Genomic DNA, 19,472 nt, shown 5'->3' with positions numbered 1-19,472 from the left:
CAGACATTCACATCCGCCGCGTCCATGCCCCACATCGTTGTCGAATACACCCCGAATCTCGGAGAACTCCCGTTTGACGCCATGCTGGCCGCGGTGACGCGGCGGCTCGCGGCCAGTCCCGAGATCGGGGACGAAGCCGATTTGAAGGCGCGTGTGATGCGCGCCGAGGCCTTCCGCGTGGGGCTTGCGGACGAGGGGCGGGGGTTCATCCACGTCACGCTGCGCATCCTGGCCGGGCGCAGTCCGCAGGCCAAGAAAGACCTGAGCCAGCGCGTGCTCGCCGGCATGCGCGAGCACCTGCCCCCGCTGTCTGATGCACTCATCGCCCACCTGAGCGTCGAGGTGGTGGACATGGACCGTGAAAGTTACAGCAAGGTCAGGCTGAGCTGAGGCGCGCATCCCCGCAGGCGCGGGACCTGCGCGCCGGATCTTGAGGTCACTTTCGCGGAGCGGACAGCGTGGCCAGCAGGTAATGCGCCCCCGCGATGGGGTTGTGGTAGTAGGGCGGGATGTCCACGAAGCCCAGGTCTTCGTAGAGCGCGCGGGCCGCTTCCATGTCGTCCAGCGTGTCCAGCAGCACGTGGTCGTAGCCCTGCACCCGCGCGGCGTCCAGCACCGCCTCGCTCAATTGCCGGCCCAGCCCCAGCTTGCGGAAAGCCGGGCGCACGTAGAGGCGCTTCATCTCGCAGGCGTTGGTGTAATCGGCCGTGTCCAGCGGGCGCAGTGCGCAGCAACCAGCCGCCTGCCCGTCCACCCAGGCCAGCAGCAGGGCACCGCGCGGCGCGGCGTATTCCCCGGGCAGATCGCGCAGTTCCTGCTCGAAATTCTGGAAACCCAGGTCGATGCCCAGACTGTGCGCGTACTCGCGGAACAAGCCCCGCAGGATCTCCAGTTCCTGCGTGCTCCGCGGCGTGACCAAGGTGATGGAGGGAAAAGGCGAGGGAGCGGGTGCGGTCATTCGGTGGGAAGTTGTAAGGAACACGATGGCCCCACGACAGGGGGTGGCGCGATCACGCGGCAAAGCCGGTCAAGTACCAACTCGAGGCCACGCAGGCCAGCAGCAGGCCCAGGGCCAGCAGCCGTGTGCGCAGATCGTCGCGCGAAGCCGGGCTGGGCACGGTGGTGAGGCGGGGCATTTTGTCGCCATGCCACATGGGGCCGATCAGATTTTCCTTCTTCGCGAGCAGATAGAAAAAGACGGCGCCCAGGTGCAGCAGCACCAGCACCACCAGCAGCCATTGGCCGATGGCGGCATGGTAGTCCGTCATCCAATGGCTCACCGCTTCCGGCACCCGGTGTGCCCAGGGGCCGGCGTAGGCAATATCGTCGTCGCTGAGCAACCCACTCAACACTTGCGCGAACAGCACCAGTAGCATGGCCCAGACCGAGAGCGCGCCCAAGGGTTTGTGCCCGAGTGTTTCGGGCTCGACATCTGCTTTCGCACCCAGCCGAGCCCAGATCCGGCGCGGCGAGGGCAGGAAGCGCGCGAAGCGGGACCAATGGCCGCCGACCACGCCCCAGACCAGGCGAAACAGCAGCAGGGCCAACATGGCGCAGCCTATGCGCATGTGCCAGTCCAGGGCGCCGATGTAGGCCGTGATGAACAGGCAAACGACCAGCACCACCAGCAGGCCGTGGAAGAGGCGGGTGGGCAAATCCCAGACGCGCACCCTGTGCTTGGGCTTGGACGTTGTTTGATGCAAGAATGCCCCCGCGCTCATCGTGTGTTCATCCCTGTTCGTTGATTTAGGAGTCGAAATCATGACCGCAAAACAAGCCTTGCGTCGCTTCGCCCTGATGGCCGCCGTGGCCTGGATGTCCCTGCTGACTGCCATGCCCGCATCGGCGCAGTTTGCCAAAGCCGAGGACGCGATTCAATACCGGCAGGAAAAGCTCAAGGCCATGGGCGAGCAGTCCGATCGGCTGGGCGCCATGGTGCGTGGCCGCGTTCCCTTTGACGCCAAGGTCGCCCAGGACAGCGCGGACACCTTGCTGGCCCTCAGCAAGCTGCCCTGGCCCGCGTTCGCGCCGGGTTACGAGGGCGGCAAGGCCAAACCCGAGGTCTGGAAGGAGATGGACAAGTTCACCGCCGCGGCGCAGCGTCTGCAGGCCGACACGGCCAAGCTGGCCGAGGCCGCCAGGACCGGCGATCTGGAGCGCATCAAGGCCGCCTTCGGCGACACGGCGGATTCCTGCCGCGCCTGCCACCGGGAGTTCCGCAATCGCTGAGCATGACACCTGAGCAGACGCAGTTTTTTCGTGACCGTGGCTATCACTGTCTGAGGGGGTTTTACGGCCAGGCGACGATGGAACCGCTGCGGCGCCACGTGCTGGATGAACTGAAGCGCCTGCGCATCTGGGCATCGGGGCGCAAGCTCTCCCGCACGCTGGATGACATTCCACACTTTCAACAAATCGGCCGGTTGGCCCAGATGGTCCACAAGCCGCGGGATTTTCAGAACAGGCTGATTGCGCCAGAGCTCGTTGCCGCCATGTGTGCGCTGGCGGGGACTGAACTGGTTTCGGCGCAGGATGCGCAATGGCTCTTGTCGCTGCCCCATCAGGCCGACTGGTCGCTGTCTGGCTTGAACTGGCATGTGGATGTGGATGGCGGCGCGCAAGCCAAGCGACTTCCGGGCGTGCAGGCGTTTGTCCTGCTGGACGATGTAGCACCCCGGGGCGGCGCAACGCTGGCCATCGCCGGATCGCACCGGGACCCGGGTGTTCGCACCTGGCTGCAACAAGGCGGCGATGCCGGGCAGCAGTTGCGTGCCCGGGGGCTGGAGTTGCTGGAGATGTCCGGGCAAGGGGGTGATGTCTATCTGATGGACATGCGCCTCGTGCACACGCCGTCCATCAATGCCGCGAAGGTGCCACGCATGATGGCAACGGCGCGTTATTTCGCCAGCACCTGAGCGGCTTTGCGCTCCCGCCCTGGGTAACCTCGCTGGTCAAGCCTCGGCCAAGAGGCTTTCAATCAGCTTGTGCAATTCAGCGAAATCAGGCTCACCCACGTAGCGCTTGACGATCTCGCCCCGCTTGTTCAGCAGATAGGTCGTCGGCGTCAGGCGCACATCACCCCAGGCCAGCGCGGCCTCGCCGGTGTTGTCGAAGGCCACCTTGAAAGGCAGCTTGCGCGTCTCGGCGAAGTTCACGACGTAGCTGGGCGGGTCGTAGCTCATGGCCACGGCCACGGTGTCATAGCCTCGTGCGTGGTATTTGTCGTAGGTGGCGATGATCCTGGGCATCTCGGCCACGCAGGTGGTGCAGCTCGTGGCCCAGAAATTCACCAGCACCACCTTGCCGCGCCAAGCTGAGGTGCTTTCGGTCGTGCCGTCAAGCAGCACAAAGTTGGTTTGTGGCGCGGCGCCAAAACCGGAGCTGCGCAGCAGCCACCAAGCGCCCGCAGCCAGCAGCGTCGCGAGGGCGAGTACCAGCGCGCGGGTACGCCAGGGGCGGGACGTTGCCGCGGGGGAGGACGGGATGGGACAGCTATCGGTATCCATGACAAGGTCGAGTGTATCGCCGTGGGGCCGTCATGGGTGGTCGGGGGCGCGGCGGGCGGGGATAATTCCCCCATGCTTCAACGCCTATTCTTCCCGCTCTGTGTCGGTCTGGTCCTGATGGGCTGCAGCCCCAGCCTGAACTGGCGCCAGGTTCGCCTCAAACCGGAACCGGTCAGCACGACCGGGGCACAGGATGACGCGGTCGCCTTGCAGGCCCTCTTGCCTTGCAAACCGGACCGGGCCACGCGCCCCCAGCGCATGGCGGGTTACGAGGTGATGGTGACCATGCTGGGCTGCGAGGCGGATGGCGGCCTGTTCGCGTTGGCCGTCGCGGTGCCGGGCTCACCGCAGGCTGTGATGGCGGTGCTGGCGCAATGGCAGACGCATGTGCTGGCCAGCGTGCGTGCGCAGGGCGGCAGCCGCAAACCCTTCACGCCCAAGGGTGCGGACGCCTCCCCGCCCGGAACCCAGTTGCTGGCCCGGGGACGCGCAGGCTCGGCGCAGGGGGACTCCGGCATGCCTGAGACACCGGGGGCGTCCGGGTCGGCCATGAACGTGCAGGCGGTCTGGTTCGTGCGCGGCGGGCGGCTCTACCATGCGGCGGTGTATGCCGAGCGGCTCAGCCAGGCGATGACGGAGCCCTTCTTCAGCAGCCTCGCCTTTGAGTGAGGTCCCGGCGGACCGTGCTTTCCATGCAATTTGTGAATCGCCGCCAGGCTATCTGGATCTTCCTGGCCTTTGCCTTCGCCTATTTCTTCTCGGCGCTGATCCGCGCGGTGACGGCCACCTTGTCGCCCACGCTGACCCAGGAGTTTGAGCTTGGCGCGCGTGACCTGGGTCTGCTGGCCGGGGGCTACTTTCTCGGGTTTGCGGCCATGCAGTTGCCCCTGGGGCGCTGGCTGGACCGCCATGGCCCTCGCACCGTCATCCTCGGCTTCATGGCCGTGGCGGTCGCGGGCTGCGCGATGTTCGCCCTGAGCACGGGCTTCACCGCGTTGCTGCTGGCCCGGGTGCTATGCGGCGTGGGCCTGGCGGCCGGCCTGATGGCGCCCATGACCGGGTACCGCCGCTGGTTCACACCGGCCACCCAAATGCGCGCCAATTCCTGGATGCTGATGACGGGCTCCATGGGCATGGTCGCGTCCACCTTGCCGGTGCAGTGGTTGCTGCCGGTCCACGGCTGGCGGCCTTTGTTCTGGGGGCTGGCGGTGCTGTTGCTGTTGGCCATGGTCATGATCGCCTGGAAGACGCCCCGCTGGCAGGCCACGACCGCGCCAGCGGTGGCGGCAGCGGTCGGTCGGCCAGTGCGTTATGCCGACCTGCTGCGCCATCCCTATTTCCTGCGCCTGACGCCCCTGGGGTTCTTCAACTATGGCAGTCTGCTGGCGGTGCAGACCCTCTGGGCCGTGCCCTGGATGATGCAGGTCGGGGGCTACAGCGCCGCGCAGGCGGCCACCGGTCTGTTCGCCATCAACCTTTGCATGCTGACGGTGTTCTGGCTCTGGGGCCTGCTGTTGCCTCGTCTCACCCGGCGCGGGGTGCCGGTCGAACAACTGATTGCCTGGGGTGTCCCGCCCAGCCTGGCCCTGTTGGCCTTGTTGGTGTTGGCTGGCCCAGCACTGGGTGCGCACGCGGCATGGCTACTGGCCCTGTTCTGCCTCTGCTCCAGCGTGCTGTCGCTGGCTCAGCCGGCGGTGGGGCTGGCGTTCGCGTCCGAGCTCGCCGGGCGGGCGCTGTCGGCTTACAACCTCGTGATCTTTGGGGGCGTGTTTGTCGTGCAATGGGGCATCGGGTTGTTGATCGATGCCTTGCGCGCCCTGGACTGGGCCATGGCCCAGGCCTACCAGGGCGCATTTGGCGTGCTGCTGGTCTGCAATTTGCTGTCCTATGTCTGGTTTCTCTGGCTCAGAGGTCCAAGGCCAGGCAAAACTTCTTGAGGCGGCGCAAGGTCCGGGCTTGCGCGCCGGCCCTTCCAAGGTTGGGCCGCGAGGGAGACGCCATAATGGAACGTGTATCTATGAATGGCATCGTCATCATCGCCCATGCGCCTCTGGCCAGCGCCTTGAAAACCTGCGTGGCCCACGTGTTTCCCGACCGTGCGCAGGGCGTGTTGGCGCTGGATGTCCAGGCCGATGCGACCGCCGAAAGCAGCCTGAGCTTGGCGCGAGAGGCGGTGGCGAACCTGGGCGGCACGCCCCTGCTGTTGCTGAGCGACGTGTTGGGGGCCACGCCCTGCAACGTGGCCACGCAGCTGCTGCGGATCGTCCACGCCCAAGGGGCGGGACAGGCCCGATTGCTGGCGGGGGTCAACCTGCCCATGCTGTGGCGAGCCGTGAACTACCAGCAGGAGCCTTTGGACGCCTTGGTGGCCCGCGCCCTGCAGAGCGGCAGCCAGGGCGTGCAGGAGGTGGTGGTGTGAGCCGGTCCCTTGCCGCGCGCGGGCCCTGGGGGAAGGAACAAAGCGTATGGAGAACAACATGGTGAAAGCGCCTGCAACGATCAGCAACAAACTCGGGCTCCACGCCCGCGCTTCCGCCAAGCTCACCAAGCTGGCGGGCGGTTTCCCCTGTGATGTCTGGCTGACCCGGGGCGAACGCCGGGTCAATGCCAAGAGCATCATGGGCGTCATGATGCTGGCGGCGGGCCTGGGCTCGACCATCGAGATCGAGGCGGAAGGTGATCGCGCGCAGGAAGCGGTCGATGCCCTGCTGGCCTTGATCGACGACAAATTCGGCGAAGGCGAGTAAGTCATGCGGCCTTGCATGGGCGTCCATCGCCTCACCCCTGTCCGGGCCGGACGCGTGCGGCTTGGGGCCGTGCCAGCCGCACAAGCCCGCGGAGATCGCGGATGACGTTCTCGATTCACGGTCTGGGGGTGACTCGCGGCATCGCCATTGGGCGGGCCGTGCTGGTCGCGTCCAGCCGTGTGGACGTGGCGCATTACTTCATCGAACCCGACCAGGTGGCGGGCGAGATCGACCGCGTGCGGCGCGGCCGCAATGCCGTCATCAAGGAAATCCAGCGTCTGCAGCAGAGCGTGGAGCAGCTCGGCCCGAAGGAAGCGCCACCGGAGCTGAAGGCCCTGCTGGACGTGCACCTGATGCTGCTGCAGGACGAGGAGATCATTGGCGGCGTCAAGCACTGGGTGCGCGAACGTCTTTACAACGCTGAGTGGGCGCTGACATCGCAGCTGGAGGTGATGGCCCGACAATTCGACGAGATGGAGGACGAGTACCTGCGCGAGCGCAAGGCCGACCTCGAGCAGATCACCGAGAAGGTCCTGCGCGCCATGCAAGAGGAAATGCAAGGCGGCAGCGCGTCCCTCTACGTGCCCACCCAGGCCCTGTCCCCCAGCCTGCACGCCGCCAAGCCCGGGGACGCCGATGGCGCCGACAAGACTGCCCTGGTGCTGGTGGCGCACGAGCTGTCACCGGCCGACATGCTGCAGTTCAAGCAGGGTGTGTTCACCGGCTTCATCACCGACGTGGGCGGCAAGACCTCGCACACGGCCATCGTGGCGCGCAGCATGGACATTCCGGCCGTGGTGGGCGCGCGCACGGCCAGCCAGTTGGTGCGGCAGGACGACTGGATCATCATCGACGGCAACGCGGGCGTGGTCATCGTGGACCCCTCGCCCATCATCCTGGCCGAGTACCAATACAAGCAGCGCGAGCATGAACTGGCGCGCAGCCGCCTGGCGCGCTTGCGCGACACGCCGGCCATCACCCTCGACGGCGAGCCCGTGGAGTTGTTGGCCAACATCGAAATGCCCGAGGACGCCGCCCATGCCTTGCGCGCCGGTGCCCAGGGCGTGGGGCTGTTCCGCAGCGAATTCCTCTTCATGGGCCGCCAAGGCCACCTGCCGGACGAGCAAGAGCAGTACCAAGCCTACCGTCGTGCAGTCGAGGGCATGAACGGCCTGCCGGTGACCATCCGCACGGTGGACGTCGGCGCGGACAAACCGATGGACAGCAACGCGCAGGAAGGCAAGCACTTGAACCCGGCGCTCGGCCTGCGCGCCATCCGCTGGAGCCTGGCGGACCCGGCCATGTTCCTCACCCAGTTGCGCGCCATCCTGCGCGCCGCGGCGCATGGGCCAGTCAAGATGCTGGTGCCCATGCTGGCCCATCTGAGCGAGATTCGCCAGACCCTGTCCCTACTGGAACAGGCGCGCACCGAGCTGCACCGCGAAGGGCTGCCCCAGGGCGCGGTGCAGGTCGGCGCGATGATCGAGATCCCCGCCGCCGCGCTGATGCTCAAGACCTTTCTGCGCTATTTCGATTACCTGTCCATCGGCACCAATGACCTGATCCAGTACACGCTGGCCATCGACCGTGCCGATGAATCTGTCGCCCACCTTTATGACCCGTTGCACCCGGCGGTGCTGCGCTTGGTCGCGGACACCATCGCAGAAGGCCGCGCGCAGGGCAAGGAGGTGAGCGTCTGCGGTGAGATGGCCGGTGACGTGGGCATGACGCGCCTGCTGCTGGGCCTGGGACTGCGCAGCTTCTCCATGCACCCCGCGCAGATCCTCGCGGTCAAGCAGGAGGTGCTGCGTGCCGACGCGGCCAAGATCGCGCCCTGGGCGAGAGAGGTGCTGGAGTCCGAAACGCCTGCCGCCCTGATGGGCAATTGAAGCGGCGTACGGCCAGATCCAGATGCGCGCGGGGGCATCCCCCGGCGCGTGACGCCGTCCTCAAGTGCTTCAGCGCGCGCGCGTGCTGAGCAGGGCCGCGCCGATGATGAGCACCGCCGCCGCCGCGATGCTCCAGCGCCAGGGTTGGCCGCTGATCCCCACCAGCAAGGCGGTCGAGCCCAGGGGTGTGAGGTAGCTCAGCACCCCGATCTGCCGCGCGTCGCCGCGCTTGAGCGCGTAATCCCAGAGAAAGAAAGCGGCGCCCAGCGGGCCCAAACCCAGCAGGGTCAGCAGCAGCCAGTCGCGTGCGGAGAGCGCGGCGAAGGAGGCTGCGCCGGACTCCAATACCAGGTGGCACAGCAGGGACAGCAGGCCCGACACCAGGCCGAACAGACCGACCGCCGAAGTTGGAAAAGCCGCGACCCGGCGCGTGAGCAGCGAGTAACTGGCCCACACAAAGGCCGAGGCCAGCGCCAGCAGATAACCCCAGTGCCAGCCGCCGTCTGTCGCCGTCGGGTCCGAGCCGCCGCCCAGGATGGCAACCGCCGCCCCCGCGAAACCCATCACCGCCGCCACTAGGTGCAGGGGTTTGAGTCTGAGTTCGCGTAGGAACAGCGGCGCCATCACCACGATCAGCAGCGGCCAGAGGTAGTTGATCAGATTGGCCTGCACCGGCGGCGCGAGCCGCAGCGAGACGAAGAGCAGAAAGTGGAAGCCAAACAGGCCGTAGATGCCCAGCGCCAGCGTGGACAGCGGCAGCTTCCCCTGCCGCAGCAAACCGGGCAGGGCAGACCAGGCGGGGATGCTGCCGATCAGCAGGGCCAGACCCGTCAGCAGAAAGGGGGGAACGTGCTGGAGCGTGACGCCCAGCGCGGCCAGGGAAGCCCAGAGGGCGATGGCGCCCAGGGCATGAAGATTGGCGTGCATGGGCCGCAGTGTAAAAAATGCGCGACGTGCGCATCCTGGGTCTGTCGTCGCGTTTCACCGGTCTCGGTTCGGGCCCAACCTGCGGCATGGGGCATGGGGCGTGCGCAAGGACCAGCTTCGCAAGCCGAGATCTGGATGTACTGGCGCTAGAAACCAGCGCGGCGCAAGGCGGCCGTGAGCGCGGATGGCGAGCGGTAGCCCGTGCGCCGCGCCGTGTCCTGCACCGACCAGCCAGCGTCCCGCAGCGCGCGCGCGTGGCTCAGGCGCAAGCTGCGCAGCCAGGCCAGCGGGCCCATGCCCTGGGCTTCCTGGCAGCGTGCGGCGAACTGTGATGGGCTCAGGTGCACCTGTTGGGCAAGATCAGTGACCCCCAGCGGGTTGTCCAGCCGGGCCTGCACCCAGTGGCTCAGCGCCAGCCAGTCGATGGCGCGGCGTGGGCGTTGCGCCGCATTCGGCGCACGCCAGGCTTCCAGCAGCAACGCGGGCGCATGGCCCAGCGCCACAGGTTGAGGCCAGGCTTGCGCCAGGTACTGGGCCAGCGCCGCGACCTGAGCAGGCCGGTGGGGCTGGGCGGTGCAGGTGGCCCACGCAGGGTGGGCGCTGTCCAGCACCAGACAACGACTGCCTCGGGGGGATTCGAAGTCGTGGCGATCACCCGGCGAGATCAGCACGGCGTCACCCACCGCGACCCGCTGACCACGGCCCTCGATCTCGAGTTCGAGCAGACCCTCCAGCCCCACCAGCAACTGGTGATGCTGGTGCGCGTGGCTGCCGTGCGAGGGGCCGTAGTCGCGTAGGGACACGGGCAGTGCGGCGGGCGAGGACATGCCGAGTCTTCAGTCGAAGTCAAAAATGTCGGACAAAAACCCCTCCCGCTTTTTCTTGCGGTAGTACATGCCCTGCTGTGGGTAGGGTTGGGGTTGCGGGGGCTGGGGTGCGTAAGGCTGCTGTGCCGGCGCCTGCGCGCGCGGCTGTGGTGCCGCCTGCGCGGGTGCGGCGCTCTGGGAGCGGTCGATGATCTTGTCGAGCTCGCCACGGTCCAGCCACACGCCCCTGCATTGCGGGCAATAATCGATTTCGATGCCTTGGCGCTCGGACATCACCAGCCGGGAGTTCGAGCAGACGGGACATTGCATGCGGATTCCTTTCCAATGAAAGACACAGGTCTGAGTAAAGGCTGGCCTGTTGTGGTTTGGAATCCAGCGGGAAAATACAGGGGCCGGGCTCTAACCCGACCCGGGCTCAGGCGACCACGCCCGCGGCGTGTGCCTGCTGATCTGCGTGGTATGAGCTGCGAACCATCGCGCCCACGGCGGCGTGCGAGAAACCCATCTTGTAGGCTTCGTCCTCGAACATCTTGAAAGTGTCGGGGTGCACGTAACGCTTCACCGGCAGGTGTGAGTTGCTGGGCGCGAGGTACTGGCCGATGGTCAGCATGTCGATGTCGTGCGCGCGCATGTCGCGCATCACCTCGAGGATTTCCTCGTCCGTCTCGCCCAGACCGACCATGAGGCCGCTCTTGGTCGGCACGTTCGGGTGCAGGGCCTTGAACTTCTTGAGCAGGTTCAGGCTGAACTGGTAGTCACTGCCTGGACGGGCTTGCTTGTACAGGCGCGGCACGGTTTCCAGGTTGTGGTTCATCACGTCGGGCGGCGCGGCCTTGAGGATTTCCAGCGCGCGGTCGTCGCGGCCCCGGAAGTCCGGCACCAGCACCTCGATCTGCGTCAGCGGGGAGAGCTCGCGCGTCTTGCGGATGCAGTCCACGAAGTGCCCGGCGCCGCCATCGCGCAGGTCATCGCGGTCGACGCTGGTGATGACCACGTACTTGAGCTTGAGCGCCGCGATGGTCTTCGCCAGATTGAGTGGCTCGTCGGTGTCCAGCGGGTCGGGTCGGCCGTGGCCCACGTCGCAGAAGGGGCAACGGCGCGTGCACTTGTCGCCCATGATCATGAAGGTGGCCGTGCCCTTGCCGAAGCACTCGCCGATGTTGGGGCAGGAGGCTTCCTCGCAGACGGTGTGCAGCTTGTGCTCGCGCAGGATGTCCTTGATCTCGTAGAAGCGCGTGGTCGGGGAGCCGGCCTTGACGCGGATCCACTCCGGCTTCTTGAGGATTTCGCCGGCCTCGACCTTCACGGGAATGCGCGACAGCTTGGCGGCGGCCTTCTGCTTGGCCGATGCATCGTAGGCATCGACGCCTTGCGCCGTGCGCACGACCTGGGAGGCGGGGGTGGGGCTGTTCATCGTGTGTTCAGGGTTGGAGATGGGCGCGCAGTTTGTCGCCCAGCACCTGGGCCACGTCGTTCCAGTCGACGCTGACGTCCATTGTAGAAAGATCGACCGTGGGCAGTCCCGCGTACCCGCAAGGGTTGATACGGTTGTAGGGTTCCAGGTCCATGGCCACATTCAGGGCCAGGCCGTGGTAAGTGCAGTGGCGGCTCACTTTCACGCCCAGCGCGGCGATTTTGCCCAGGCCAGTGAAGTCGGGTTCCTGGTCGCTGGCCTGGTTTTTTTGCGGGCGCTGCGGAAGAGGCGCATGGCCGAACGGGTCGTCCAGCCGCACATAGATGCCGGGCGCGCCCGCCACGCGATGGCCCGTCACACCGTAATGGGCCAGGGTACGGATGACGGCCTCTTCCAGCCGATAGACGTATTCCTTGACGAAATAGCCCGTGCGACGCAGGTCGAGCAGTGGGTAGGCCATGACCTGGCCGGGCCCGTGGTAGGTCACCTGACCACCGCGATCCGTCTGCACCACAGGGATGTCACCCGGCATCAGCAGGTGATCGGCTTGGCCCGCCAGACCTTGCGTGAACACGGGCGGGTGCTCGCACAGCCACAACGCGTCCGGCGTGTCCGGGCCGCGTTGCGAGGTGTAGTCCTGCATGGCCTGGTAGGTGGGCAGGTAGTCCACCTTGCCCAAGACGCGCGTGTCCATTCAATGCCCCGGGCGATGTTTGTTCGGGAGCGGGCGAGGGTCGCTTGGGCGAGGCATCCCTAAAGCACGACCTTGACCATGGGGTGCGAGGTCAGCGCGCGGTAGAGGTTGTCGAGCTGTTCCCGGCTGGTGGCGGTGACCGTGATGGTCACGCCCAGGTAGTTGCCGCCCTTGCTCTCGCGCAACTCCACGGTCGAGGCGTCGAAACTGGGGTCGAATTCCCGGGCCAACTGAGTGACGGCATGGACAAAACCGTCCACCCGGGTGCCCATGACCTTGATGGGAAAGGCGCTGGGGTATTCGATCAGGCTGTCGGCGCGGGAGGCCGGGGTGTCTGGCTGGCTGGTCATGGACGGCAGTGTCGCAGAAGGGGTCATCATCCGGTGCAAATGGGGTTGGAAGGCTGTAAGCCAATGGGGAGGCACTGGCTAGGCGGCGCGATCCGTGCACGCAAGCCCCGGCGGGTCGCTTGGGATTACCCGGGGGAGCCGGAATTTTGAACCTATAATGCGTGGCTTTGCAAAAGTTGACAAACCACGCCAAAAACGAGGGTGCAGGCCGCGACAACCAGGATGCCTGGGACGAGGCCGAGGAGCTTGATTTCCAGCCCTTGAGTGCCGAGGAGGCGCGCTTGTGGCGCCAGCGGCATCCGGTTTCCTCGCCGTGGCGCATCGTGGCCTGGCAGGCTGTGGTGGGGGTGTTCGTTGCGGGGGTGACGGGGCTGGTCGGGCTGGTGAGCGGCTGGGCTGGTTCTGCGGGTGGCGCGCTGTCCATGGCGGGTTCCGTGCTGTATGGCGTGGCGGCGGTGGTTCTGCCATCGGCCCTGTTGGCGCGGGTGATGTCGCGGCCAGTGGCCCGGCAAGCCGGGGCGGCGGGCGTCGCTTTGCTGAGGTTTTTCATTTGGGAGCTGACCAAGCTCGTGCTGACGGTGGCCTTGCTGCTTGCCGCGCCTTGGTGGTTCCCCGGTTTGAGCTGGCTGGCCCTGGTGGGCGGGCTGGTGGTGGCGATGAAGGTGCATGGGCTGGCCGCATGGTTCGAGTTGCGGCGCATGTCCCGGAACATGCCATCGTCCAGGGTTTGAATTGAAAAGTTGGTGATCTGATCTATGTCTGCTGAGATTGCAAGTGAAGCTCACGGCCCGACGGCCAGCGAATACATCAAGCACCATCTGCAACACATGCAGATGGACTTTTCCTTTGCTTCCCGGAAGCAGGAAAGCATCGTTGATTTCAGCCTGTTCAACCTGGACTCGGTGTTCTGGTCGGTGCTGTTGGGCGTGATCGGCTGCTTCGTGCTCTGGCGTGCCGCGCGCAGGGCGACTTCCGGCGTGCCGGGTCGTTTCCAGGCTGCGGTCGAGATCCTGGTCGAGATGGTCGAGAATCAGGCCAAGGGCGTGATCCACAACGCCCAGAGCCGCAAGTTCATTTCTCCTCTGGCATTGACGGTGTTCGTCTGGATCTTCCTGATGAACTTCATGGACATGATCCCGGTGGACCTGCTGCCCAAGGCCTGGGAACTGATCTACGGCGCTGCGGGCCACGATCCCCATCACGCCTACATGCGCGTCGTGCCCACGGCCGATCTTTCGACCACCCTGGGTCTGTCGTGCGCCGTGCTGCTGGTCTGCCTGGTCTACAACATCAAGATCAAGGGCCTGGGCGGCTGGGCGCATGAGCTGATCGCCGCGCCCTTCGGCAACCATTGGGCGCTGTACCCCGTCAACTTCCTGATGCAGGTGATTGAATACGTCGCCAAGACCGTGTCCCACGGCATGCGGTTGTTCGGCAATATGTTCGCGGGCGAGTTGGTCTTCATGCTGATTGCGCTGATGGGCGGCGCCTGGGCGGTGTCGGGCACCGGCATTGGCCTGGCCATCGGTCACGTCATCGCTGGCACGGTGTGGACGCTGTTCCACATCCTGGTGATCGTGCTGCAGGCCTTCATCTTCATGATGCTGACGCTGATCTACACGGGTCAAGCACACGAAGCGCACTGATGCGGATGGCGCGGACGGCCGTTGAAGGCTGGCCCGTCACGCCGCTTTTCGATTTCCTTTTTTCTTTCATTTCTTTAACCTAGGAGTCTCCCAAATGGAAAACATTCTCGGCCTCGTTGCTCTGGCTTGCGGTCTGATCGTCGGTCTGGGCGCCATCGGCGCTTCCATCGGCATCGCCCTGATGGGTGGCAAGTTCCTCGAGTCCTCGGCCCGTCAGCCTGAGCTGATGAACGAACTGCAAACCAAGATGTTCATTCTGGCCGGTCTGATCGACGCCGCCTTCCTGATCGGCGTGGCCATCGCTCTGCTGTTCGCCTTCGCCAACCCCTTCGTGCTGGCCTGATCGCGCGAACCTTCACGCGAGAGAAGGGATCAAGCCGTGAACATCAATGCAACGCTGATCCTGCAAGCCATCGTCTTTTTGATCCTGGTATGGTTCACGATGAAATTCATCTGGCCGCCGATCACGAAGGCCTTGGACGAGCGGGCCCAGAAAATCGCCGACGGTTTGGCCGCCGCGGACAAAGCCAAGGCTGACCTCGCCGCCGCCAACAAGCGCGTCGAGGCCGAGTTGGCCACGTCGCGCAATGAGACGGCATCCCGCCTGGCGGACGCCGAGCGCCGCGCCCAGGCCATCATCGAGGAAGCCAAGGCCCGCGCCACCGAAGAAGGCAACAAGATCGTCGCCGCCGCCAAGGCCGAGGCCGAGCAGCAGGCCATCGCCGCCCGCGAGGCCCTGCGCGAGCAGGTGGCCGCGCTGGCCGTCAAGGGTGCCGAGCAGATCCTGCGCAAGGAAGTCAACGCTGGCGTCCATGCGGATCTCTTGAACCGCCTGAAGACCGAGCTGTGAGGGTGTGACCATGGCTGAACTTGCCACCATTGCCCGACCCTACGCCGAAGCGCTGTACGCCGCGGTCAAGAGCGACCTCGACGGCGCCTCGCGCTGGGTCGAAGAATTGGCCGTGATCGCGGCCAATCCCCAGCTTCAGCAGTTCGCGGGCAATCCGCGCGCGACCGAGGCGCAGGTGTTCGAGCTGATCGCTGGCGTGGCCAAGACGCCGCTGTCCGATGCTGCCAAGAACTTCCTGCGCACCGTCATCGGCAATGGCCGCCTGAGCGCATTGCCCGAGATCGCCGCCCAGTTCCGCGTCCTCAAGAACGCGCAGGGTGGTACATCGGACGCCACGGTCCACAGCGCCTTCCCGATCGAGGGCGCGGCGCTTGAAGACTTGAAGGTGACGCTGGAGAAACGCTTCGCCCGCAAGCTCAACGTGAAGGTGGCGCTGGCCCCCGAACTGATCGGTGGCATCCGCGTGGTGGTGGGTGACGAGGTGCTTGACACGTCCGTCAAAGCCCGTCTGGAACAAATGAAAGTGGCGTTGACGGCCTGAGGCTTGGAGCCCGCCGCGCGTCACCTCCTCAACGAGTAAGAAGGAAAGAGTCATGCAGCTCAATCCCGCAGAGATCTCTGAACTGATCAAGAGCCGGATCCAAGGCCTGTCCGCCAGCGCCGACATCCGCAACCAGGGCACGGTTGTTTCCGTGACCGACGGCATCGTCCGCATCCACGGCCTGTCCGAGGTGATGCAGGGCGAAATGCTCGAATTCCCCGCGACCAAGGATGGTCAACCCACCTACGGCCTGGCCCTGAACCTCGAGCGCGACTCTGTTGGCGCCGTTATTCTGGGCGAGTACGAGCACATCTCCGAAGGCGACACCGTCAAGTGCACGGGCCGCATTCTGGAAGTGCCGGTCGGCCCCGAATTGGTTGGCCGCGTGGTGAACGCCCTGGGCCAACCCATCGACGGCAAGGGCCCGATCAACGCCAAGATGACGGACGTGATCGAGAAGGTCGCTCCGGGCGTGATCGCGCGCCAGTCCGTGGACCAGCCCATGCAAACCGGCCTGAAGTCCATCGACGCCATGGTGCCGGTCGGCCGTGGTCAGCGCGAGCTGATCATCGGTGACCGCCAGACCGGCAAGACTGCCGTGGCCATCGACGCCATCATCAACCAGAAGGGTCAGAACATGACCTGCGTTTATGTCGCCATCGGCCAGAAGGCCTCGAGCGTCAAGAACGTGGTGCGTGCCCTGGAGCAGGCCGGTGCGATGGCGTACACCATCGTCGTGGCTGCCACCGCTTCCGAATCGGCTGCCATGCAGTACGTGTCGGCCTACTCCGGCTGCACGATGGGCGAATACTTCCGCGACCGCGGCCAGGACGCCCTGATCGTCTATGACGACCTGTCCAAGCAGGCTGTGGCCTACCGTCAGGTGTCGCTGCTGTTGCGCCGCCCCCCGGGCCGCGAAGCCTACCCTGGCGACGTGTTCTATCTGCACAGCCGTCTGCTGGAGCGTGCCGCCCGCGTGAACGCCGACTACGTCGAAGCCTTCACCAAGGGCGCCGTCAAGGGCAAGACCGGTTCGTTGACGGCCCTGCCGATCATCGAAACCCAGGCTGGCGACGTGTCCGCCTTCGTGCCGACCAACGTGATCTCGATCACGGACGGCCAGATCTTCCTGGAAACCAGCCTGTTCAACGCTGGCATCCGTCCCGCCATCAACGCCGGTATCTCGGTGTCGCGTGTCGGTGGCGCCGCCCAGACCAAGCTGATCAAGGGCTTGTCCGGCGGTATCCGTACCGACCTGGCACAGTACCGTGAACTGGCCGCCTTCGCGCAGTTCGCCTCCGACCTGGACGCTTCCACCAAGAAGCAGCTGGATCGTGGCGCGCGCGTGACCGAGCTGCTCAAGCAAGCCCAGTACAGCCCGCTGTCCATCAGCCTGATGGCCGCTTCGCTGTTCTCCGTGAACAAGGGTTTCATGGATGACATCGAGGTCAAGAAGGTGCTGCCCTTCGAGCACGGCCTGCACGCCTACCTCAAGGACAAGCACGCCGCCCTGCTGGCCAAGCTGGAAGCCAACAAGGCCATGGACAAGGACGCCGAAGCCGAACTGAGCGCCGCGATCGCCGCGTTCAAGAAGACCTTCGCGTGATCCCGGCCGGACAGGATTAGGAGCCCACGATGGCAGCAGGCAAGGAAATACGCGGCAAGATCAAATCGGTGGAGAACACCAAGAAGATCACCAAGGCCATGGAGATGGTGGCCGCGTCCAAGATGCGCAAGGCACAGCAGCGCATGGCTTCGGCCCGTCCCTACGCCGAGAAGGTGCGCAACATCGCCACCAACCTCGGGCGGGCCAATCCGGAGTACGTGCATCCCTTCATGCAGACGCATGAGGAGGCCAAGGCCGCCGGCATGATCGTGGTGACGACCGACAAGGGCCTCTGCGGCGGTCTCAACACCAACGTGCTGCGTGCCGTGACCAACAAGCTGCGCGAGCTGCAGGCCGCGGGCGTGGAAACCCGCGCCGTGGCCATCGGCAACAAGGGTCTGGGTTTCCTGAACCGCGTCGGCGCCAAGGTGGTGTCGCAGTCCGTCCAGCTCGGCGACACGCCGCACCTGGACAAGCTGATTGGCCCGGTCAAGGTGCTGCTCGACGCCTACACGCGGGGTGAACTGAGCGCGGTGTACCTGTGCTACACCAAGTTCATCAACACCATGCGGCAGGAGCCGGTGGTGCAGCAGTTGCTGCCCCTGTCCGTGCAGCAGATGCGCGACGAGACGCAAGCCAGCGGCCCGCAGCACGATTGGGACTACCTCTACGAACCGGACCCGCAGACCGTCATCGACGAACTGCTGGTGCGCTACGTCGAGGCCCTGGTCTACCAGGCCGTGGCCGAGAACATGGCGTCCGAACAGTCCGCCCGCATGGTGGCCATGAAGGCCGCGACCGACAACGCCGGCAACGTGATCAGCGAGCTCAAACTGGTCTACAACAAGACCCGCCAGGCCGGCATCACCAAGGAACTGTCGGAAATCGTGGCCGGCGCCGCGGCCGTCTGACGGCCGATCAAGCAAGATTCAATTTACCGGAGCAAAGACATGGCTCAAGCAAACACGCAAGTGCAGGGCAAGATCGTTCAATGTATCGGCGCCGTGGTCGACGTGGAGTTCCCGCGCGACCAGATGCCCAAGGTCTATGACGCCCTCAAGATGGAAGGTTCGGCCCTGACGCTCGAGGTGCAGCAGCAGCTCGGTGACGGCGTGGTCCGCACCATCGCCCTGGGTTCCTCCGACGGCCTGCGCCGTGGCCTGGTGGTCACCAACACCGGCAAGGCCATCACCGTGCCCGTGGGCAAGGCCACGCTGGGCCGCATCATGGACGTGCTGGGCAACCCGATCGACGAGCGCGGCCCCGTGGCGCAGACGCAGACCGCGTCCATCCACCGCAAGGCCCCCGCTTATGACGAACTGAGCCCCTCGCAAGAGCTGCTCGAAACCGGCATCAAGGTGATTGACCTGGTCTGCCCCTTCGCCAAGGGTGGCAAGGTGGGCCTGTTCGGTGGCGCCGGCGTGGGCAAGACCGTGAACATGATGGAGCTCATCAACAACATCGCCAAGGCGCACTCGGGTCTGTCCGTGTTCGCTGGCGTGGGTGAGCGTACCCGCGAGGGCAACGACTTCTATCACGAAATGTCGGACGCCGGCGTCGTGAACCAGGAGAACCTGGGCGAGTCCAAGGTGGCCATGGTCTACGGCCAGATGAACGAGCCTCCGGGCAACCGTCTGCGCGTGGCCCTGACCGGCCTGACGATGGCCGAAGCCTTCCGCGACGAAGGCAAGGACGTGCTGTTCTTCGTGGACAACATCTACCGCTACACGCTGGCTGGCACGGAAGTGTCCGCCCTGCTGGGCCGCATGCCCTCCGCCGTGGGTTACCAACCGACGCTGGCCGAGGAAATGGGCCGTCTGCAAGAGCGGATCACGTCGACCAAGGTCGGCTCCATCACGTCCATCCAGGCCGTGTACGTGCCGGCCGATGACTTGACCGACCCGTCGCCCGCCACCACCTTCGCCCACTTGGACTCCACCGTGGTGCTGAGCCGTGACATCGCCTCGCTGGGTATCTACCCCGCCGTGGACCCGCTGGACTCCACCAGCCGCCAGCTGGACCCGCAAGTCGTGGGCGAAGAGCACTACACCGTGGCCCGCGCCGTGCAAGGCACGCTGCAGCGCTACAAGGAACTGCGCGACATCATCGCCATCCTGGGCATGGACGAACTGGCACCGGAAGACAAGCTCACCGTGGCCCGCGCGCGCAAGATCCAGCGTTTCCTGTCGCAGCCCTTCCACGTCGCTGAAGTGTTCACCGGCGCTCCGGGCAAGTACGTGCCCCTGGCCGAGACCATCCGTGGCTTCAAGATGATCGTCAACGGCGAGTGCGACCACCTGCCCGAGCAGGCCTTCTACATGGTCGGCACCATCGACGAAGCCTTCGAGAAGGCGAAAAAAGTCTAAGTAAGCGGCGCATACGGGCGTCCGGTGTTGTTGCCGTGCACGCCGTACTGGTTGTACGGCTGTGCGCGGCGCCTAACCGGCCATCCCGTCTGCTTGCTTACGATGGAAA

Annotated in this window: 25 protein-coding genes; 16 read left to right on the top strand and 9 right to left on the bottom strand. The window is 65.5% G+C overall.

Annotated features, from left to right (window positions below; translation table 11 throughout):
- Window positions 1-24: 24 nt before the first annotated feature.
- Window positions 25-390, top strand: a complete 366-nt coding sequence (locus AZ34_RS00600) for a 5-carboxymethyl-2-hydroxymuconate Delta-isomerase (protein ID WP_035603650.1) — start codon at window positions 25-27, stop codon at window positions 388-390.
- A gap of 46 nt (window positions 391-436) precedes the next feature.
- On the opposite strand, the gene AZ34_RS00595 is transcribed toward AZ34_RS00600, so the two are convergent.
- Window positions 437-958: a GNAT family N-acetyltransferase gene (locus AZ34_RS00595; protein ID WP_035603647.1), complete on the bottom strand. Its 522-nt coding sequence runs from the start codon at window positions 956-958 to the stop codon at window positions 437-439.
- Window positions 959-1,010: 52 nt separating this feature from the next.
- A complete protein-coding gene (locus AZ34_RS00590; protein WP_051509422.1) occupies window positions 1,011-1,721 on the bottom strand; it encodes a cytochrome b/b6 domain-containing protein in 711 nt (236 codons plus the stop codon).
- A gap of 40 nt (window positions 1,722-1,761) precedes the next feature.
- Here AZ34_RS00590 and AZ34_RS00585 point away from each other — a divergent pair, with 40 nt between their 5' ends.
- A complete protein-coding gene (locus AZ34_RS00585) occupies window positions 1,762-2,229 on the top strand; it encodes a c-type cytochrome (protein ID WP_035603645.1) in 468 nt (155 codons plus the stop codon).
- Window positions 2,230-2,231: 2 nt separating this feature from the next.
- Entirely contained in the window at window positions 2,232-2,915 is a 684-nt protein-coding gene (locus AZ34_RS00580; RefSeq protein ID WP_035603641.1) for a phytanoyl-CoA dioxygenase family protein, read from the top strand.
- Between the two features lie 36 nt (window positions 2,916-2,951).
- Here the strand turns inward: AZ34_RS00580 and AZ34_RS00575 are convergent, their stop codons facing one another.
- Window positions 2,952-3,506, bottom strand: a complete 555-nt coding sequence (locus AZ34_RS00575; RefSeq protein ID WP_081767016.1) for a TlpA disulfide reductase family protein — start codon at window positions 3,504-3,506, stop codon at window positions 2,952-2,954.
- Window positions 3,507-3,578: 72 nt separating this feature from the next.
- On the opposite strand from AZ34_RS00575, the gene AZ34_RS00570 reads away from it, so the two are divergent.
- The 5 genes from AZ34_RS00570 to ptsP all read left to right on the top strand — a co-directional run bounded on the left by AZ34_RS00570 (window position 3,579) and on the right by ptsP (window position 8,142).
- Window positions 3,579-4,175: a hypothetical protein gene (locus AZ34_RS00570; RefSeq protein ID WP_035603638.1), complete on the top strand. Its 597-nt coding sequence runs from the start codon at window positions 3,579-3,581 to the stop codon at window positions 4,173-4,175.
- Between the two features lie 23 nt (window positions 4,176-4,198).
- Entirely contained in the window at window positions 4,199-5,443 is a 1,245-nt protein-coding gene (locus tag AZ34_RS00565) for an MFS transporter (protein ID WP_035603635.1), read from the top strand.
- Between the two features lie 65 nt (window positions 5,444-5,508).
- Window positions 5,509-5,925 (top strand): PTS sugar transporter subunit IIA, encoded by a 417-nt coding sequence (locus AZ34_RS00560; RefSeq protein ID WP_231495426.1) that lies wholly within the window; start codon window positions 5,509-5,511, stop codon window positions 5,923-5,925.
- A gap of 58 nt (window positions 5,926-5,983) precedes the next feature.
- Window positions 5,984-6,253, top strand: coding sequence for an HPr family phosphocarrier protein (locus AZ34_RS00555; RefSeq protein ID WP_035610503.1), 270 nt, complete (start codon window positions 5,984-5,986; stop codon window positions 6,251-6,253).
- Window positions 6,254-6,354: 101 nt separating this feature from the next.
- Window positions 6,355-8,142 carry a phosphoenolpyruvate--protein phosphotransferase gene (gene ptsP, locus AZ34_RS00550; protein WP_035603628.1) on the top strand — a complete coding sequence of 596 codons (1,788 nt, stop codon included), beginning with the start codon at window positions 6,355-6,357 and terminating at the stop codon, window positions 8,140-8,142.
- Between the two features lie 69 nt (window positions 8,143-8,211).
- Here ptsP and AZ34_RS00545 read toward each other — a convergent pair whose 3' ends face one another.
- The 6 genes from AZ34_RS00545 to AZ34_RS00520 all read right to left on the bottom strand — a co-directional run bounded on the left by AZ34_RS00545 (window position 8,212) and on the right by AZ34_RS00520 (window position 12,381).
- Window positions 8,212-9,069, bottom strand: coding sequence for a DMT family transporter (locus AZ34_RS00545; protein ID WP_035603626.1), 858 nt, complete (start codon window positions 9,067-9,069; stop codon window positions 8,212-8,214).
- A gap of 146 nt (window positions 9,070-9,215) precedes the next feature.
- Complete coding sequence (locus AZ34_RS00540; protein ID WP_035603623.1) at window positions 9,216-9,896, bottom strand: helix-turn-helix transcriptional regulator; 681 nt, start codon at window positions 9,894-9,896, stop codon at window positions 9,216-9,218.
- Between the two features lie 9 nt (window positions 9,897-9,905).
- Entirely contained in the window at window positions 9,906-10,205 is a 300-nt protein-coding gene (locus AZ34_RS00535) for a zf-TFIIB domain-containing protein (protein ID WP_035603620.1), read from the bottom strand.
- Between the two features lie 106 nt (window positions 10,206-10,311).
- Window positions 10,312-11,310 (bottom strand): lipoyl synthase, encoded by a 999-nt coding sequence (lipA, locus tag AZ34_RS00530; RefSeq protein WP_035603617.1) that lies wholly within the window; start codon window positions 11,308-11,310, stop codon window positions 10,312-10,314.
- Window positions 11,311-11,317: 7 nt separating this feature from the next.
- Window positions 11,318-12,004 carry a lipoyl(octanoyl) transferase LipB gene (gene lipB, locus AZ34_RS00525; protein WP_035603614.1) on the bottom strand — a complete coding sequence of 229 codons (687 nt, stop codon included), beginning with the start codon at window positions 12,002-12,004 and terminating at the stop codon, window positions 11,318-11,320.
- A 59-nt stretch (window positions 12,005-12,063) separates the two neighbouring features.
- Window positions 12,064-12,381 (bottom strand): YbeD family protein, encoded by a 318-nt coding sequence (locus tag AZ34_RS00520; protein WP_419670225.1) that lies wholly within the window; start codon window positions 12,379-12,381, stop codon window positions 12,064-12,066.
- A gap of 140 nt (window positions 12,382-12,521) precedes the next feature.
- Here AZ34_RS00520 and AZ34_RS00515 point away from each other — a divergent pair, with 140 nt between their 5' ends.
- From AZ34_RS00515 to atpD, 8 genes are all read left to right on the top strand, one after another.
- A complete protein-coding gene (locus AZ34_RS00515; protein WP_419670181.1) occupies window positions 12,522-13,085 on the top strand; it encodes an ATP synthase subunit I in 564 nt (187 codons plus the stop codon).
- 24 nt (window positions 13,086-13,109) lie between these two features.
- Entirely contained in the window at window positions 13,110-14,000 is an 891-nt protein-coding gene (atpB, locus tag AZ34_RS00510; RefSeq protein ID WP_035603608.1) for a F0F1 ATP synthase subunit A, read from the top strand.
- A 94-nt stretch (window positions 14,001-14,094) separates the two neighbouring features.
- The gene (gene atpE / locus AZ34_RS00505) at window positions 14,095-14,343 is read left to right on the top strand and encodes a F0F1 ATP synthase subunit C (protein ID WP_035603606.1); all 249 of its coding nucleotides are present in this window, start codon (window positions 14,095-14,097) and stop codon (window positions 14,341-14,343) included.
- 36 nt (window positions 14,344-14,379) lie between these two features.
- The gene (locus AZ34_RS00500) at window positions 14,380-14,850 is read left to right on the top strand and encodes a F0F1 ATP synthase subunit B (protein ID WP_035603603.1); all 471 of its coding nucleotides are present in this window, start codon (window positions 14,380-14,382) and stop codon (window positions 14,848-14,850) included.
- 10 nt (window positions 14,851-14,860) lie between these two features.
- On the top strand, window positions 14,861-15,391 hold the full coding sequence (locus AZ34_RS00495) for a F0F1 ATP synthase subunit delta (protein WP_035603600.1): 531 nt from the start codon (window positions 14,861-14,863) through the stop codon (window positions 15,389-15,391).
- 52 nt (window positions 15,392-15,443) lie between these two features.
- A complete protein-coding gene (gene atpA / locus AZ34_RS00490; protein ID WP_035603598.1) occupies window positions 15,444-16,997 on the top strand; it encodes a F0F1 ATP synthase subunit alpha in 1,554 nt (517 codons plus the stop codon).
- A 29-nt stretch (window positions 16,998-17,026) separates the two neighbouring features.
- The gene (gene atpG / locus AZ34_RS00485; protein WP_035603595.1) at window positions 17,027-17,908 is read left to right on the top strand and encodes a F0F1 ATP synthase subunit gamma; all 882 of its coding nucleotides are present in this window, start codon (window positions 17,027-17,029) and stop codon (window positions 17,906-17,908) included.
- Window positions 17,909-17,947: 39 nt separating this feature from the next.
- Window positions 17,948-19,363: a F0F1 ATP synthase subunit beta gene (gene atpD, locus AZ34_RS00480; protein ID WP_035603592.1), complete on the top strand. Its 1,416-nt coding sequence runs from the start codon at window positions 17,948-17,950 to the stop codon at window positions 19,361-19,363.
- Window positions 19,364-19,472: the final 109 nt, after the last annotated feature.

Origin of the sequence: Hylemonella gracilis str. Niagara R, assembly GCF_000600295.1 — a bacterium.
Taxonomy (GTDB): domain Bacteria; phylum Pseudomonadota; class Gammaproteobacteria; order Burkholderiales; family Burkholderiaceae_C; genus Hylemonella; species Hylemonella gracilis_A.
Note: the sequence above shows the minus strand (reverse complement) of the source record. Positions and strands in the feature narration are given on the sequence as shown.